Source organism: Lysinibacillus sp. OL1 (assembly GCF_004332175.1).
Lineage (GTDB): Bacteria > Bacillota > Bacilli > Bacillales_A > Planococcaceae > Lysinibacillus > Lysinibacillus capsici.
Window position 1 is genome coordinate 173,239 of the sequence record NZ_SJDS01000003.1, and the last position, 13,452, is coordinate 186,690.

At 38.1% G+C, this 13,452-nt stretch carries 17 protein-coding genes; 15 read left to right on the forward strand and 2 right to left on the reverse strand.

Translation table 11 applies throughout. The features are described from left to right. Positions 1 to 63 precede the first annotated feature (63 nt). The 12 genes from EW028_RS07995 (at position 64) to mtnN (ending at position 9,236) form a co-directional block, all read left to right on the forward strand. Positions 64 to 330, forward strand: a complete 267-nt coding sequence (locus EW028_RS07995; RefSeq protein WP_004226839.1) for an IreB family regulatory phosphoprotein — start codon at positions 64 to 66, stop codon at positions 328 to 330. 2 nt (positions 331 to 332) lie between these two features. Beyond that, complete coding sequence (gene ruvX, locus EW028_RS08000) at positions 333 to 749, forward strand: Holliday junction resolvase RuvX (RefSeq protein ID WP_004226840.1); 417 nt, start codon at positions 333 to 335, stop codon at positions 747 to 749. An 18-nt stretch (positions 750 to 767) separates the two neighbouring features. After that, positions 768 to 1,076: a DUF1292 domain-containing protein gene (locus EW028_RS08005; RefSeq protein WP_004226842.1), complete on the forward strand. Its 309-nt coding sequence runs from the start codon at positions 768 to 770 to the stop codon at positions 1,074 to 1,076. A gap of 345 nt (positions 1,077 to 1,421) precedes the next feature. Continuing rightward, on the forward strand, positions 1,422 to 1,949 hold the full coding sequence (locus EW028_RS08010) for a DUF1292 domain-containing protein (protein ID WP_131520516.1): 528 nt from the start codon (positions 1,422 to 1,424) through the stop codon (positions 1,947 to 1,949). 149 nt (positions 1,950 to 2,098) lie between these two features. Beyond that, positions 2,099 to 3,226, forward strand: coding sequence for an endolytic transglycosylase MltG (mltG, locus tag EW028_RS08015; protein ID WP_048392143.1), 1,128 nt, complete (start codon positions 2,099 to 2,101; stop codon positions 3,224 to 3,226). 286 nt (positions 3,227 to 3,512) lie between these two features. Next, positions 3,513 to 4,145 (forward strand): O-methyltransferase, encoded by a 633-nt coding sequence (locus EW028_RS08020; RefSeq protein WP_131520517.1) that lies wholly within the window; start codon positions 3,513 to 3,515, stop codon positions 4,143 to 4,145. Positions 4,146 to 4,150: 5 nt separating this feature from the next. Continuing rightward, positions 4,151 to 5,083, forward strand: a complete 933-nt coding sequence (locus EW028_RS08025) for a peptidase U32 family protein (RefSeq protein ID WP_131520518.1) — start codon at positions 4,151 to 4,153, stop codon at positions 5,081 to 5,083. 14 nt (positions 5,084 to 5,097) lie between these two features. Beyond that, positions 5,098 to 6,378, forward strand: a complete 1,281-nt coding sequence (locus tag EW028_RS08030; protein ID WP_131520519.1) for a peptidase U32 family protein — start codon at positions 5,098 to 5,100, stop codon at positions 6,376 to 6,378. After that, the gene (udk, locus tag EW028_RS08035) at positions 6,378 to 7,016 is read left to right on the forward strand and encodes a uridine kinase (protein ID WP_004226858.1); all 639 of its coding nucleotides are present in this window, start codon (positions 6,378 to 6,380) and stop codon (positions 7,014 to 7,016) included. The genes EW028_RS08030 and udk overlap by 1 nt, the downstream gene beginning before the upstream one ends. Positions 7,017 to 7,191: 175 nt before the next feature. Continuing rightward, complete coding sequence (greA, locus tag EW028_RS08040; RefSeq protein WP_004226860.1) at positions 7,192 to 7,680, forward strand: transcription elongation factor GreA; 489 nt, start codon at positions 7,192 to 7,194, stop codon at positions 7,678 to 7,680. Positions 7,681 to 7,823: 143 nt separating this feature from the next. Next, the gene (locus EW028_RS08045; RefSeq protein WP_131520520.1) at positions 7,824 to 8,483 is read left to right on the forward strand and encodes a YrrS family protein; all 660 of its coding nucleotides are present in this window, start codon (positions 7,824 to 7,826) and stop codon (positions 8,481 to 8,483) included. A gap of 60 nt (positions 8,484 to 8,543) precedes the next feature. After that, a complete protein-coding gene (gene mtnN, locus EW028_RS08050; protein WP_016994157.1) occupies positions 8,544 to 9,236 on the forward strand; it encodes a 5'-methylthioadenosine/S-adenosylhomocysteine nucleosidase in 693 nt (230 codons plus the stop codon). 331 nt (positions 9,237 to 9,567) lie between these two features. On the opposite strand, the gene sigK is transcribed toward mtnN, so the two are convergent. Beyond that, the gene (gene sigK, locus EW028_RS08060; RefSeq protein ID WP_004226867.1) at positions 9,568 to 10,275 is read right to left on the reverse strand and encodes an RNA polymerase sporulation sigma factor SigK; all 708 of its coding nucleotides are present in this window, start codon (positions 10,273 to 10,275) and stop codon (positions 9,568 to 9,570) included. An 86-nt stretch (positions 10,276 to 10,361) separates the two neighbouring features. Further along, positions 10,362 to 10,862: a CDP-diacylglycerol--serine O-phosphatidyltransferase gene (gene pssA / locus EW028_RS08065; RefSeq protein ID WP_048392670.1), complete on the reverse strand. Its 501-nt coding sequence runs from the start codon at positions 10,860 to 10,862 to the stop codon at positions 10,362 to 10,364. Positions 10,863 to 10,998: 136 nt separating this feature from the next. Here pssA and EW028_RS08070 point away from each other — a divergent pair, with 136 nt between their 5' ends. Genes EW028_RS08070 through yqeH form a run of 3 tightly spaced genes read left to right on the forward strand, consistent with a single transcriptional unit; the run spans position 10,999 to position 13,439 of the window. After that, positions 10,999 to 11,781, forward strand: a complete 783-nt coding sequence (locus EW028_RS08070; protein WP_048392148.1) for a phosphatidylserine decarboxylase — start codon at positions 10,999 to 11,001, stop codon at positions 11,779 to 11,781. 36 nt (positions 11,782 to 11,817) lie between these two features. Next, complete coding sequence (locus EW028_RS08075; RefSeq protein WP_016994153.1) at positions 11,818 to 12,339, forward strand: YqeG family HAD IIIA-type phosphatase; 522 nt, start codon at positions 11,818 to 11,820, stop codon at positions 12,337 to 12,339. Further along, positions 12,336 to 13,439, forward strand: coding sequence for a ribosome biogenesis GTPase YqeH (yqeH, locus tag EW028_RS08080; RefSeq protein ID WP_131520521.1), 1,104 nt, complete (start codon positions 12,336 to 12,338; stop codon positions 13,437 to 13,439). The genes EW028_RS08075 and yqeH overlap by 4 nt, the downstream gene beginning before the upstream one ends. Positions 13,440 to 13,452: the final 13 nt, after the last annotated feature.

A 13,452-nucleotide genomic window follows, 5' to 3' on the forward strand; every position in this document is an offset into this window, starting at 1 on the left:
AAAGAGAAATTGGAGATGAGCTTGTTTGCACATCTCCTTATTTCTGAAAGCGAGGTGCTGGTCATGAGTTCATTTGATCAAACGATGAAATTTAATTTTCCAGAAGAATCAATGGAACAGGAAGTCAAGCAGGTAATGTTGAAAGTTCATTCTTCATTAGAGGAAAAGGGATATAACCCTATCAATCAGATTGTTGGTTACTTACTTTCTGGTGATCCGGCGTATATTCCTCGCCATCAGGATGCTCGTAATTTAATTCGCAAGCTTGAGCGTGACGAAATTCTAGAGGAGCTTGTTAAATTTTATATCAAAAAGAATAACGAGGACTAGAAATGAGAATTATGGGATTAGACGTTGGGTCAAAAACTGTGGGTGTTGCTGTAAGTGATGCACTTGGTTGGACCGCCCAAGGTATTGAAACCGTAAAAATTGATGAAGCTAATGGTGAGTTCGGTATTGACCGTATCGCTGAGCTAGTAAAGGAATATACTATAACAGAATTTGTTGTAGGTTTTCCAAAAAACATGAATAATACGGTTGGACCGCGTGGAGAGGCTTCTGAAAACTATAAAAAGCTATTAGAAGAGCATTTCTCACTACCGGTCAAATTATGGGATGAACGTTTAACGACGATGGCTGCTGAACGTATGCTGATCGAAGCGGACGTGAGTCGCAAAAAGCGCAAGCAGGTCATTGATAAAATGGCAGCTGTGATGATTTTACAAGGCTACTTAGATAGCAAAAATTAATTGATGAGGTGACAATGCATGGCACACGAGCATAACCATGAAGAAGAACTACATGTTCAACACATTACAGTGATTGACGAAAACGGAAACGAGCAGCTTTGTGAAGTGATTCACGTTCATGAATCTCCAGAGTTTGGCAAATCATATGTGTTTTACTCAATGGTAGGCGCAGAGGAAGATGAAGATGGCTCAGTTGAAATCTTTGTATCTTCATTTGTACCATCTGAAAATGGTGAAGATGGTGAATTAACACCAATCGAAACTGAAGCAGAGTGGGATATGGTAGAGGACGTTTTAAACGCTTTAGAGGATGAAAACGAAGACTAATCTTCTAACTCAAAGCTTGGAACAAGGATCGCAGCTTGCAGTCCTTGTTCCTTTTTTATTGAAGCTTTTCTAATGTAGAAGGATTGTTAAATTGAAGAATGAATGCATTGTAAATGTGTGAATTTGATCCACAATTGTTGAGAAACGTTCATAAAGTTTGTGGATTCGCTTAGAAATAGAGTGTAACCGCTCCAAGCCCCACTCCAAACATCGAGAACCTGCTCGAAGGTAGAGAAGAAATGCAGGAAAAACTTGCTCAAAAATAGGAGAAGCTATTCTAAAGTGTCTAACCTCAAAAAAACGATTTAATAAATGACATCAAATTGTCATAAAGGAGGAAACAGAATGAATGAAGAAACGCAAGAATTTATGATCATTGGGAAAGATGGTAAGGAACAGCAGTGTCGTGTGGTCTTTACCTTTGATGCGGAGGACAAGTCCTATGTGTTATTTTCCCTTCTAGATGAAACAGGTCAAGAAATTCCAGGAGACCTTTCGGCGATGACTTTTGATTATGATGACAATACAGGTGAGATGACAAATTTACAGCCTGTTGAAACAGATGCCGAATGGGAAATGATTAATGAAGTGGTGTTAACATTACTTGATGAATTTGAAGAAGAACCACAGCTAATTACTGTGACAGACGAAGAAGGAAAAGATCAAGTGTGCGAAGTCATTCATACATTTTCATCTGAGCAATTCGGTAAATCGTATGTATTATATGTGCCAGCAACAGATGAACCGATTGATGAGCGTGATATTTTTGCAGCCCAATATCTAGCTGGAAATGAAGGCCAGATTGAAGAGTTATACCCGATTGAGTCAGATGAAGAATGGGAATTTGTAGAAGAAGTATTAAACACTTTATAGGATAAACTATTTCTAGAATGCTCAAAAATCTGCTAACGAAAGTTGTTGGCAGATTTTTTACATATGTAATTTCTCCTGAATTGTCGATTTCTGTTTGTCGTGAAAGTTGATTTCTAGTATGATATTGAATAGTGATAGGGGGGAAACCCGTGGATAACGGTTCAAAAAAACAAGAAATGTTTTCAAAAATGCAAGAAAGAAAATCTGAGGTAAAAATGGTGAGAAAAATCGTCGCAATTATTGCCATTGTTTTCGTACTAATAATTGGAGTTGTTGGTTTATTTGGGTACAATTATGTAAAAGGTGCTCTAAAACCATTAGACCCTAATGCAACGAAAACAATTGCAGTAGAAGTACCAATTGGCTCTAGTTTGTCCTCCATTTCAACACTACTAGAGAAAAAAGGTGTCATAAAAGATGCACGTGTTTTTAAATACTATGCAAAATTTAAAAATGAATCACAATTTCAAGCGGGAAATTATGATTTAACACAGGCAATGACATTTGATGAACTCATTGAAAGCTTGAAAACAGGGAAGGTATATCGTAAGCCTGTCTTTACGATGACAGTCCCAGAAGGCTTAACACTTGAACAAATTGGGAAAGTGATTGAAAAGAAAACACCGTACACACAAAAAGAATTTATGGATCTTGTGACGAGTGACACATTTGTTCAGCAAATGATGGCTAATTATCCTGAGCTAGTTACAGAGGCGGTTTTAGCTGACAATATTCGCTATGACTTAGAGGGCTATTTATATCCAGCTACGTATTCTTATTATGAGGAAAAACCATCCTTACAAGCGATTGTAGAAGAGATGATAGCAGCCATGAACAATGTGGTGAAGAACTATAGTGATGTATTAGCTGAAAAACAAATGTCCGTACATCAGCTGTTAACATTTGCTTCATTATTGGAAGAAGAAGCGACTGCTCAAACGGATCGAGAGACTATTGCAAGTGTCTTCTATAATCGAATCAATGAAGGGATGCCACTCCAAACCGACCCAACCGTACTCTATGCACTGGGTGATCACAAGGATCGTGTTCTATATGAGGATTTAGAAGTGGATAATGCCTATAACACATACAAAAATAAAGGTCTACCACCTGGTCCAATAGCGGGTGCAGGTAAAACCTCGATTGAGGCATCATTAAATCCAAGTCAAACAGATTATTTCTACTTCCTAGCAGATAAAGAGGGTGTCAACCACTTCTCAAAAACCTATGATGAGCATTTGCAGAAGGTAGAAAAATATTTACGAAAAGAAGAGTAAACGTATAGGAAGAACAAAAATCATATAGCAAACAGATGGATAGAAGGAAAGAAAAATAGCTTTCCTTCTATTTTCATGCTATTATAAAGTGTGATTTTTGATCAATCCGTTCATTTATGCGGGACAAATATGCGTGGTGGCAATTGTTTGAGCATATCGAAGCAATTGCTCATTTTTGTATGGCAAAGTACCAAGACATCACGTTTGGTCTTTTTCTTTTTGTTGATAAATGATGAAGTACAGACAACGGCAAACGCTCGTTGCCTTTTAAATGAGGGTGGAAACAATGGAATTATCAGATGCATATATACAATCATTTATACAGCCACGTAATGAATTGCTTTTAGAAATGGAAGCATATGCGGAGGAGCATCACGTACCGATCATGCAACTAGCAGGTATTGATGCATTAAATCAACTGTTGCGTATTCAGAATCCGTCAAAAATTTTAGAGATAGGTACAGCAATTGGTTACTCTGCTATTCGTATGGCAGAGGCATTGCCTCATGTCCAAATTGTTACAATTGAACGTGATCAAGATCGTGTAGCAAGGGCAAAAGCCTATATTAAACGTTCGACTGTATCAGATCGAATTACGGTCATTGAGGGTGACGCTTTAGAAGTGGATGACGAGGCTATTAACACAACATTCGATGCGGTCTTTATTGATGCTGCGAAGGGACAATACCAACGCTTTTTTGAAAAATATGCACCTTTAGTAAAATCAGGAGGGGTATTGTATATCGATAATATGTACATGCATGGTTTGTCTGATTTAGAGTTGAAGGATGTTCCACGTCGTAAGCGAACAATGATTCGCAATTTAAAAAACTTCACGGATTGGATTATGCAGCACCCGGAGTATACAAGTGCTTTTTTACCAGTCGGTGATGGTTTATTACTATGTTTGAAGAGGTGACTACTATGAAAAAACCAGAATTGCTTGTGACACCACAATCATTAGAACATATAAAAGCACTTTTAGTTGCTGGAGCAGATGCTTTTGTTATTGGTGAACAACAATTTGGTCTACGTCTAGCAGGAGAGTTCTCAGTTGAAGAAGTAGAACAAGCGACAAAGCTTATACACGAAGCGGGTAAAAAGGTATATGTTGCAGTCAATGCACTTTTCCATAATGAGAAACTAGAGGCACTTGCTGATTATGTAAAAGAAATGCAACGTATCGGTGTGGACCGTTTAATTTACGGTGATCCAGCGGTACTCATTATTCGCAGAGAGCAAGGTGTTACGATCCCGTTACATTGGAATCCAGAAACGACAGCTACAAACTGGTTTACGGCTAATTACTGGGGGCAACGTGGTGCAACGCGTGCTGTGTTAGCGCGTGAGCTTTCTCTTGATGAAGTATTAGAAATTAAAGAAAATACCGAGATGGAAATTGAAGTACAAGTACATGGCATGACATGTATGTTCCAATCAAAACGTCCATTACTCGGCCATTATTTCTTATATCAAGATAAAGTAATGGCGATTGAAAATCGCCAAGAAAATCGTAATATGTTCCTACATGATGATGAACGAAATAATAAGTATCCAATATATGAAGATGTAAATGGTACACATATTTTCAGTCCAAATGATATGTGTATTATTGATGAACTAGGCGAATTATTTGAAGGTGGCATCGATGCTCTAAAAATTGAAGGTGTTCTTCAAACGCCAGACTATGTAGTCGCAGTAACAGAAGCTTATCGAAAAGCGATCGATACGTATTTTGACGAATCAGAAGAGGCATATGAAGAAATAAAAGACGATTTATTAGCAAAAATTGAAGATATGCAACCAGCTATTAGACCATTAGATACAGGCTTTATCTTTAAGGAAACAGTTTACTAGGAGGGGACAATAACATGGCATTAGCGTTAGAGCAAAATGACAAAATCCGTGAGATTGTCAACGGTAAACGTGTCATTACTAAAAAACCAGAGCTACTTGCTCCAGCGGGTAGTTTAGAGAAATTAAAAATAGCTGTCCATTACGGAGCAGATGCTGTATTTATCGGTGGGCGAGAGTTTGGTCTACGATCGAATGCGGATAACTTTTCAATTGAAGAGATGCGTGAAGGTGTAGAATTTGCCAATCAATATGGTGCGAAAATATATGTAACAACAAATATTTTTGCCCACAATGAAAATATGGATGGCTTAGAGCGTTACTTAAAGGATATTGAATCAGTCGGCGTAACTGGTATTATTGTAGCAGACCCGCTCATTATTGAAACATGTCGTACAGCAGCACCTAAGCTTGAAATTCACCTTTCTACTCAGCAATCATTGTCCAACTGGAAGGCCGTGCAGTACTGGAAAGAAGAAGGTTTACATCGTGTTGTATTAGCACGTGAAGTGGGCGGAGAAGAAATGAAGCTGATGAAGGAAAAGGTCGACATTGAAATTGAGGCCTTTGTTCATGGAGCAATGTGTATTGCCTACTCTGGTCGTTGCGTTCTTTCTAATCATATGACGGCTCGTGACTCAAACCGAGGGGGATGCTGCCAATCATGCCGTTGGGACTACGATCTATATGAATTAGAAGATGGTGAAGAAAAAGCACTTTTCGATGAGAGTCATGCACCATTTGCGATGAGTCCAAAAGATTTAAAATTAATTGAAGCGATTCCTCATATGATTGAGCTAGGTATCGACTCGTTAAAAGTTGAAGGTCGTATGAAATCCATTCACTATGTAGCGACAGTTGTTTCTGTGTACCGTAAAGTGATTGATGCTTATTGTGCAGATCCAGATAACTTTAAAATTAAACGTGAATGGCTAGAGGAATTAGACAAATGTGCTAACCGTGATACGGCTGAAGCATTCTTCCATGATGCACCTGGCTTTGAGGAGCAGATGTTTGGTGTGCATGGTCGTAAAACAACCTATGAATTTGCTGGACTTATTTTAGAGCATGATCCAGAGACAAAAATAGTGACAATGCAACAGCGTAATTATTTTAAACCTGGTGACGAAGTAGAATTCTTTGGTCCTGAAATTGAGAATTTCCGTTTAACAATGGGTGAAATTTGGGACGAGGATGGCAATAGCCTAGATGCAGCTCGTCATCCATTACAAATTGTCAAATTTAAATGTGAGACACCATTGAAGCCGCATAACATGATGCGAAAGGAGAATAACTAATGGCAGTGAAGCGTCCTGTTGTCATCGGAATCGCAGGTGGCTCATGCTCGGGAAAAACGAGCGTGACGCGTGCCATTTATGATGTTTTCCGTGAGCATTCTGTTGTGGTAATTGAACAAGATTTTTATTATAAGGATCAAAGTCATTTAACATTTGAAGAACGCTTAGGAACTAACTACGATCATCCGTTAGCTTTCGATAATGATTTATTAATTGAGCACATAAAAAAGTTGTTAGTGCGTCAACCAATTGAAAAACCTGTGTATGATTACGTCCAGCATACAAGGGCAGAAGAAGTTATACACGTTGAACCAGTAGATGTTATTATACTAGAAGGTATTCTAGTCTTAGAGGATGCTGATTTACGTGATTTAATGGATATTAAATTATTTGTGGATACAGATTCAGATTTACGTATTATTCGCCGCATTATGCGTGATATTAAAGAGCGTGGACGTACAACGGATTCGGTGATTGAGCAGTATTTATCAGCGGTTCGACCGATGCATAATTTATTTATTGAACCAACGAAACGTTATGCTGATATCATTATTCCTGAAGGTGGGGATAATGAGGTGGCGATTGATTTAATGGTAACGAAAATTAAAACTATTCTTGAAACCGACAACGTATTGTAATAAGATAGAGTGGTATTGACAATATTTACATGCATATTTTGAAAAAGCATGCATACTATTAGGTCAAAGCGTAATTTGAAAACGTTTAAAAATAATAAAATTCGATTAGATGCATCTTCCATGCATTTAGTCGAGTTTTATGTTTTTATATTGAAGAAACAAGGAGTGAAGGACTTTGGCAAATGAAAAACAGTACCCTATGACAGCTGAGGGAAAACGTAAATTAGAAGAAGAATTAGTAAAATTAGAAACTGAAACACGAAAAGAAATCGTTGAACGCATTAAAATAGCACGTGATTTTGGAGATCTTTCTGAAAACGCTGAGTACGATTCTGCTAAAGAAGAACAAGCCTTTTTAGAAGGTCGTATTTCAACATTAAAATCTATGATTCGCAATGCAGTGATTATTTCTGAAGACGAGACAGATAACAGTGTAGTATCATTAGGGAAAACGGTTACATTCGTAGAAATCATCAATGGTAAGCCATCAACAGATGAAGAATCTTATACAATTGTTGGTTCTGCTGAGGCAGATCCTATGGAATTCCGTATTTCGAATGAATCACCAATTGCAAAAGGTCTACTTGGTCGTGCTGAAGGTGAAGAGGTTGTCGTTCAAACACCTGGCGGCGAAATGAAAGTGAAAATTCTCTCAATTAAATAATATGTATAGGTACAAGCAGTTAGCCTTTGGCTGACTGCTTGTACCATTTTTAGCGTGAAAACTATTTAATAAAATAGTGAGTAGAATTATTTTGCAAGTGCTGTCGAACTTGATAGAATATTGCCTAGAGAGGGGGAGACATTATGAGTGAACGACAAACTCGAAGTGGTCGTCATTTGCAGCCATCTCGTAATAAAAAGCTAGATAAACTATTGAATATTTTAATTGGTGTTGTGGTTGTCCTCATTATTATCACAGCAACCTATGTGTTTAAATGGCAAGATGATGCAGATCAAGCGGTGAAAGAGGAACCAGCTCAAGAAGAACAGAGCGGTGATGAAGAAAAAGAAGTAGAGAAAGAACCGACGGATGAAGAAAAAGAAGATCTAGCTGTAGAAGAAGATAAACCTTCAGAGGAAGAATCAGAACCTGAGACATCCCAGGAAGAACAAGGCACAGCAGAAGAATCAGCCTCAGATAATCCTATTGTTGAGAAGGTTATCACGAATAAAAATTGGCAGCCAACACCAACAACTCAAACAGGTCAGCATGTGTCTTCATATGACGACAAGTCTGTAGACTGGGCTGAGAAAGTAGCAACAGTATCTACGGTGACTGGTATTGACCAAAGCAATATGATCATCTGGCGTATGCAAAATAATGGTGGTCCTAATTCATCCATTGCTACTGTTTCGACCAATGATAAATCTCAAATGTATCGTGTAAGTATGGAATGGGTTGATAATGAAGGTTGGAAGCCAGTGAAGCTTGAGCAACTAAATACATTAGAAGGCGCCTATTGACGAAAATCACTCTTTTGATTATTTTTAATAGAGTTGATAAAAGAAGGGAAGTAACAGTAGATGAAAATTGCAGTAATTGGCGCAATGGAAGAGGAAGTGGAGCTTCTAAGAGCAGCATTAGACGATGCACACAGCACAACGATTGCAGGTAGTGAGTATACAACAGGAACTTTTGAAGGAAAGGAAGTCGTATTATTAAAAAGCGGTATTGGTAAAGTAAATGCTGCTATGTCTACGACAATCCTTTTACATGAGTTTAAACCAGATGTTGTCATTAATACAGGCTCTGCAGGTGGGTATGATGAAGCACTTGAGGTAGGCGCTGTCGTTATTTCTGATGAAGTTCGTCACCACGATGTAGATGTCACAATCTTTGGCTATGAAATTGGACAAATGGCTGGTATGCCAGCAGCATATAAATCAGATGAGAAATTGATGAAGGTAGCTGAGGAGGCTGTAAAGGCAGTTGGAGAGCACCAGTATGGCGTTGGTTTAATTTGCTCTGGGGATGCTTTTATGAATGATCCTGAACGTGTAGAGGCTGTTCGTCGCCATTTCCCTCAAATGAAAGCTGTAGAGATGGAAGCGGCTGCAGTTGCACAAGTTTGTTATCAATTTGCTACACCTTTTGTAGTCATTCGTGCATTATCAGATATTGCAGGTAAAGAATCGAATATTAGCTTTGATGAATTTTTACCAGTTGCTGCAAAACATTCGACACAAGTCGTATTAAAAGCAATTTCCTCACTATAAACTACACAGAATGGTCAAAATGTGTGGTTTATTCTGTGAGAAAAATCACAGTTGATACAAAAAACAAATGCTACACTGACATTAATCAATCTCTTCATAATAGAATGGGAGGCATTCATGATGTTATTTTTAACAGCAGGTGTAGTCATTATTACAACTTTAATAGGTACGTTGATTTCAGCAGAACTATCTGAATCAGCACACTAGTATGACGGGAAAGCTCCTTTGCGACATAGTCATGTCGCAAAGGAGTTTTTTTATATGCCATGAAATAGGCATATTCTTCCGCCATTGAAGGATTGAATTTTTTTCATAACCATTTTACAATATATTATTCAATAGTTTTTTGGTCTCGTTTATATAGTTGATAGAGTTTAATAAGTGCCCGTTTTTCAATGCGAGATACATAGCTACGTGAAATATTTAAGCGTGCTGCAATTTCCTTTTGCGTAAGTGCATCCTGTTGATTTAAGCCATAACGGAGTGTCACAATTTCGAGCTCACGTTCATCGAGCATATGCAAATAGTGGTATAGTTGTGCTACATGCTCTTTATGCTCTAGCTTCTCTGTGGCACTTTCTTCATCACACTGAAGTAAATCGCGAATTTGCAGTGCGTTCCCATCTTTATCAGTTCCAATCGGCTCAAATAGCGAAACGTCTTTTTGCACTTTCTTTTGGGTGCGTAGATGCATTAAAATCTCATTTTCAATGCAACGAGCTGCATATGTGGCAAGTCTAGTTTTTTTATCAGGAGTATAGCTCTCAACGGCTTTCATTAGTCCAATTGTTCCAATAGAAATATAATCATCGAGTTGCTCATGTTTTGGATGGAATTTTTTAACGACATGTGCGACAAGCCTCATATTACGTTCTATTAGATCAAGACGCGCCTGCTCATCGCCACCTAAAAATCGTTCAATACAAGCAGCTTCCTCTTCTTTTGAAAAGGGTTTATGGAATGTTTGCCCCTTTAAATAGCCAAGCAACGCAGGGATTTCAAGCCATAACTGCAACATCGATGTAAAAATTCCGCTCATTGAATGATTTCATCCTTTCCCCATTTTTCGACAGTATATGTTTAAAAGCCGTGGGAAATGAAAAAAGTGCAACAGCAAATGTGCTGTTACACTTTTTTTAACGTAAATGTACTAATCATGAGTAAAGCTAAAATGGGGAAAAGGAAAAGATAAAATGCCGGATGGAACGTATAAGCTGCGAAATACGTTAAAGTTAAGAACGTACCTGCGGCTGTAATTGGTAAACCTGTGAAATAACCGTTCGCTTCGCTAATATTGAAGCGAGCTAAACGCATCGCGCCACAGACGATAAATAATACGGCCATCATCATGCCGACAAAACCAAAATCAACTAGAACAACTTCATACATTAATAATGCAGGCGCCACACCAAATGATATAATATCACTCATAGAATCTAATTGTTTACCTAATTCTGACACTTGTCCGAGCGCTCTCGCTACCTTACCATCGTAGCGATCAAGAAGAGCTGCTATAAAGATAAACAAGACACTATAGCTATAGTATTCATGTAGAGTGGCCATAATAGCCGCGCCTCCAAAGGACATATTACTAATTGTTATGAAGTTAGCTGCGTGCGATTTCATTTTCTTAACCGTGGTATCCACCAACTTGTGATAAAAAAACAAGGGGGATCACTCCTTTGCACTTAAGATATTGTACCATTATACTTCGAATGCGAAAAAATTGACAGTCTAAATTAATGGATAGGGGTTTTACTGTATGAAAGAAAAACTATATCAACGCTTGATAGAACTAACGAATGGTAAGCAATCTTCCCATCTTTTGCAGACAATAGCAAAAGCGAAGTGGAGTAAACGTATAATACCAAGCTACATGAAGTTATACGATATTAACCTTGAAGAAGTTTCAAAAAAACAACAACAATTTTCATGTTTACATGATTTTTTTACAAGAGAACTTATTGAAGAAGCTCGACCTATTGAAAAAAATCCAACTGTCTATGCCAGCCCAGTGGACGCAAAAGTGGAATCCTTTGGACGTATTGAATGGGATATGACATTTCTTGTGAAGGGTAAGCCTTATGCATTACAAGATTTACTCGGCAATACAGAACGAGCTGCACAATATGCAGACGGACATTTTATTGTTTTTTATTTAAGTCCTGCTGATTACCATCGTATCCATAGCCCGATAGATGGAGAAGTCTTACGACAATATACACTTGGTCAGAAATCTTATCCTGTGAATCAGTTAGGTCTTACATACGGTAAAAAACCAATTTCTCATAATTATCGTTTAGTGACTGAGCTGAAAGCAGCAAATAATCAGCATGTTGCATTTATCAAAGTAGGTGCAACCTTTGTGAATTCCATTGTACTTACCAATACAACAACGAAATGGCAGAAAGGGCAGGAAGTTGGTTATTTCTCATTTGGTTCCACTGTTGTGATGCTGTTTGAAAAGGATACAATTAAATTTACGGATAATGTTGTAAAAGGAAGCCCAATTCGAATGGGTGAAGCCTTTGCAAATATGCTATAATGGTCGAATAATACGTTAAGATTAGGGGTCGCTATTTTGTATAATTTTTTATTACCGAACGAATTTGTGACGAATATTTTTGAAATTACGCCGGAAAAGTTACAAGAATTAGGGATTAGAGGAATCATTACGGATTTAGATAATACGCTTGTTGAATGGGATCGTCCAGATGCAACAGAAGAGCTAATCATTTGGTTACGCATTATGAAAGAATCAGGTATTCGTGTTATTATTGCGTCAAATAACAAGGAAGCTCGTGTAAAGCATTTTGCTGAGCCGTTAGGTATCCCTTATATTCACAAGGCGAAAAAGCCGCTTCGTAATGCTTTTTATAATGCACTGATTCAACTAGGCTTACGTCCAAATGAAGTAGTAATGGTAGGAGATCAACTCCTTACGGATGTAATGGGCGCAAATCGCTTAGGCTTACACACAGTGCTCGTGAAGCCTGTTGCACAATCAGATGGGCTTGTAACAAAATTGAATCGTTTCATTGAACGTCGCGTATTTAATGATTTGAAACGAAAAGGAATTATAACTTGGGAGGAACAAGAATGATTGAAATGCCAAATTGTATTGGCTGTGGTACAACAATTCAAACAGAAGATAAAACAGCAGTTGGGTATGCACCCCCATCATCATTAGAAAAGGATGTGGTCATTTGCCAGCGTTGCTTCCGTTTGAAAAATTACAATGAAATTCAACCAGTATCGTTAACAGATGACGATTTTTTACGTATTTTAAATGGTCTTGGCACACAGCAAGGCTTAATCGTAAAAATTGTTGATATATTTGATTTTAATGGAAGCTGGCTACCAGGGCTTCATCGTTTTGTAGGGAAGAATCCTGTCCTATTGATTGCCAACAAAGCTGATTTATTACCAAAGTCTGTGAAGCCAAAAAAAGTTATCAACTGGCTGAAACGTGAAGCAAAGGCTCTTGGACTACAGCCTATCGATGTCCTATTAGTCAGTGCCCATAAAGGCAAAGGGATGGCAGAAGCAATGGAAGCCATCGATGAATATCGTAAAGGACAAAATGTATATGTTGTTGGCTGTACAAATGTTGGAAAATCTACGTTCATTAACCGAATTATTAAGCAGGCAACAGGTGAGGGTGAAGTGATTACAACCTCACATTTCCCAGGTACTACTTTAGACATGATTGATATTCCATTGGATGATGGTAGTGCATTATATGATACGCCAGGTATTATTAATCATCATCAAATGGCTCATCATATTGATGCCAGTGAATTAAAATATATTATGCCGAAAAAAGAAATTAAGCCGAAAGTCTATCAACAAAATGCTGGGCAAACGCTATTTATTGGTGCATTAGCAAGATTTGATTTTATTCAGGGTGATCGTTCTGCCTTTACCATCCATGTGGCAAATGATTTACCAATTCATCGTACAAAGCTTGAGAAGGCAGATGCGTTATATGAAGAGCATAAAGGAGAATTATTGGCACCCCCAACTGCGGACTTTATCGACCAGTTACCGCCATTGGTTCGTCACGAATTTTCCATCAAAGAAGCGAAAACAGATGTAGTATTTTCTGGACTTGGCTGGATTACCGTTCAACATGCGAATGTAGTAGTAGCAGCTTACGCACCAAAAGGTGTACAAGTTTCAATTCGTCCTTCGCTGATCTAAATGGAGGACATAG

Bases quoted from the DNA above. Each gene is read 5' to 3' on its own strand.
- EW028_RS08020 (WP_131520517.1), top strand. From the start codon at position 3,513: ATGGAATTATCAGATGCATATATACAATCATTTATACAGCCACGTAAT.
- yqeH (WP_131520521.1), top strand. From the start codon at position 12,336: ATGATTGAAATGCCAAATTGTATTGGCTGTGGTACAACAATTCAAACA.
- mtnN (WP_016994157.1), top strand. From the start codon at position 8,544: ATGAAAATTGCAGTAATTGGCGCAATGGAAGAGGAAGTGGAGCTTCTA.
- udk (WP_004226858.1), top strand. From the start codon at position 6,378: ATGGCAGTGAAGCGTCCTGTTGTCATCGGAATCGCAGGTGGCTCATGC.
- EW028_RS08030 (WP_131520519.1), top strand. From the start codon at position 5,098: ATGGCATTAGCGTTAGAGCAAAATGACAAAATCCGTGAGATTGTCAAC.
- pssA (WP_048392670.1), bottom strand. From the start codon at position 10,862: ATGAAATCGCACGCAGCTAACTTCATAACAATTAGTAATATGTCCTTT.
- EW028_RS08070 (WP_048392148.1), top strand. From the start codon at position 10,999: ATGAAAGAAAAACTATATCAACGCTTGATAGAACTAACGAATGGTAAG.
- EW028_RS08005 (WP_004226842.1), top strand. From the start codon at position 768: ATGGCACACGAGCATAACCATGAAGAAGAACTACATGTTCAACACATT.
- EW028_RS08010 (WP_131520516.1), top strand. From the start codon at position 1,422: ATGAATGAAGAAACGCAAGAATTTATGATCATTGGGAAAGATGGTAAG.
- sigK (WP_004226867.1), bottom strand. From the start codon at position 10,275: ATGAGCGGAATTTTTACATCGATGTTGCAGTTATGGCTTGAAATCCCT.
- EW028_RS07995 (WP_004226839.1), top strand. From the start codon at position 64: ATGAGTTCATTTGATCAAACGATGAAATTTAATTTTCCAGAAGAATCA.
- EW028_RS08025 (WP_131520518.1), top strand. From the start codon at position 4,151: ATGAAAAAACCAGAATTGCTTGTGACACCACAATCATTAGAACATATA.
- ruvX (WP_004226840.1), top strand. From the start codon at position 333: ATGAGAATTATGGGATTAGACGTTGGGTCAAAAACTGTGGGTGTTGCT.
- EW028_RS08045 (WP_131520520.1), top strand. From the start codon at position 7,824: ATGAGTGAACGACAAACTCGAAGTGGTCGTCATTTGCAGCCATCTCGT.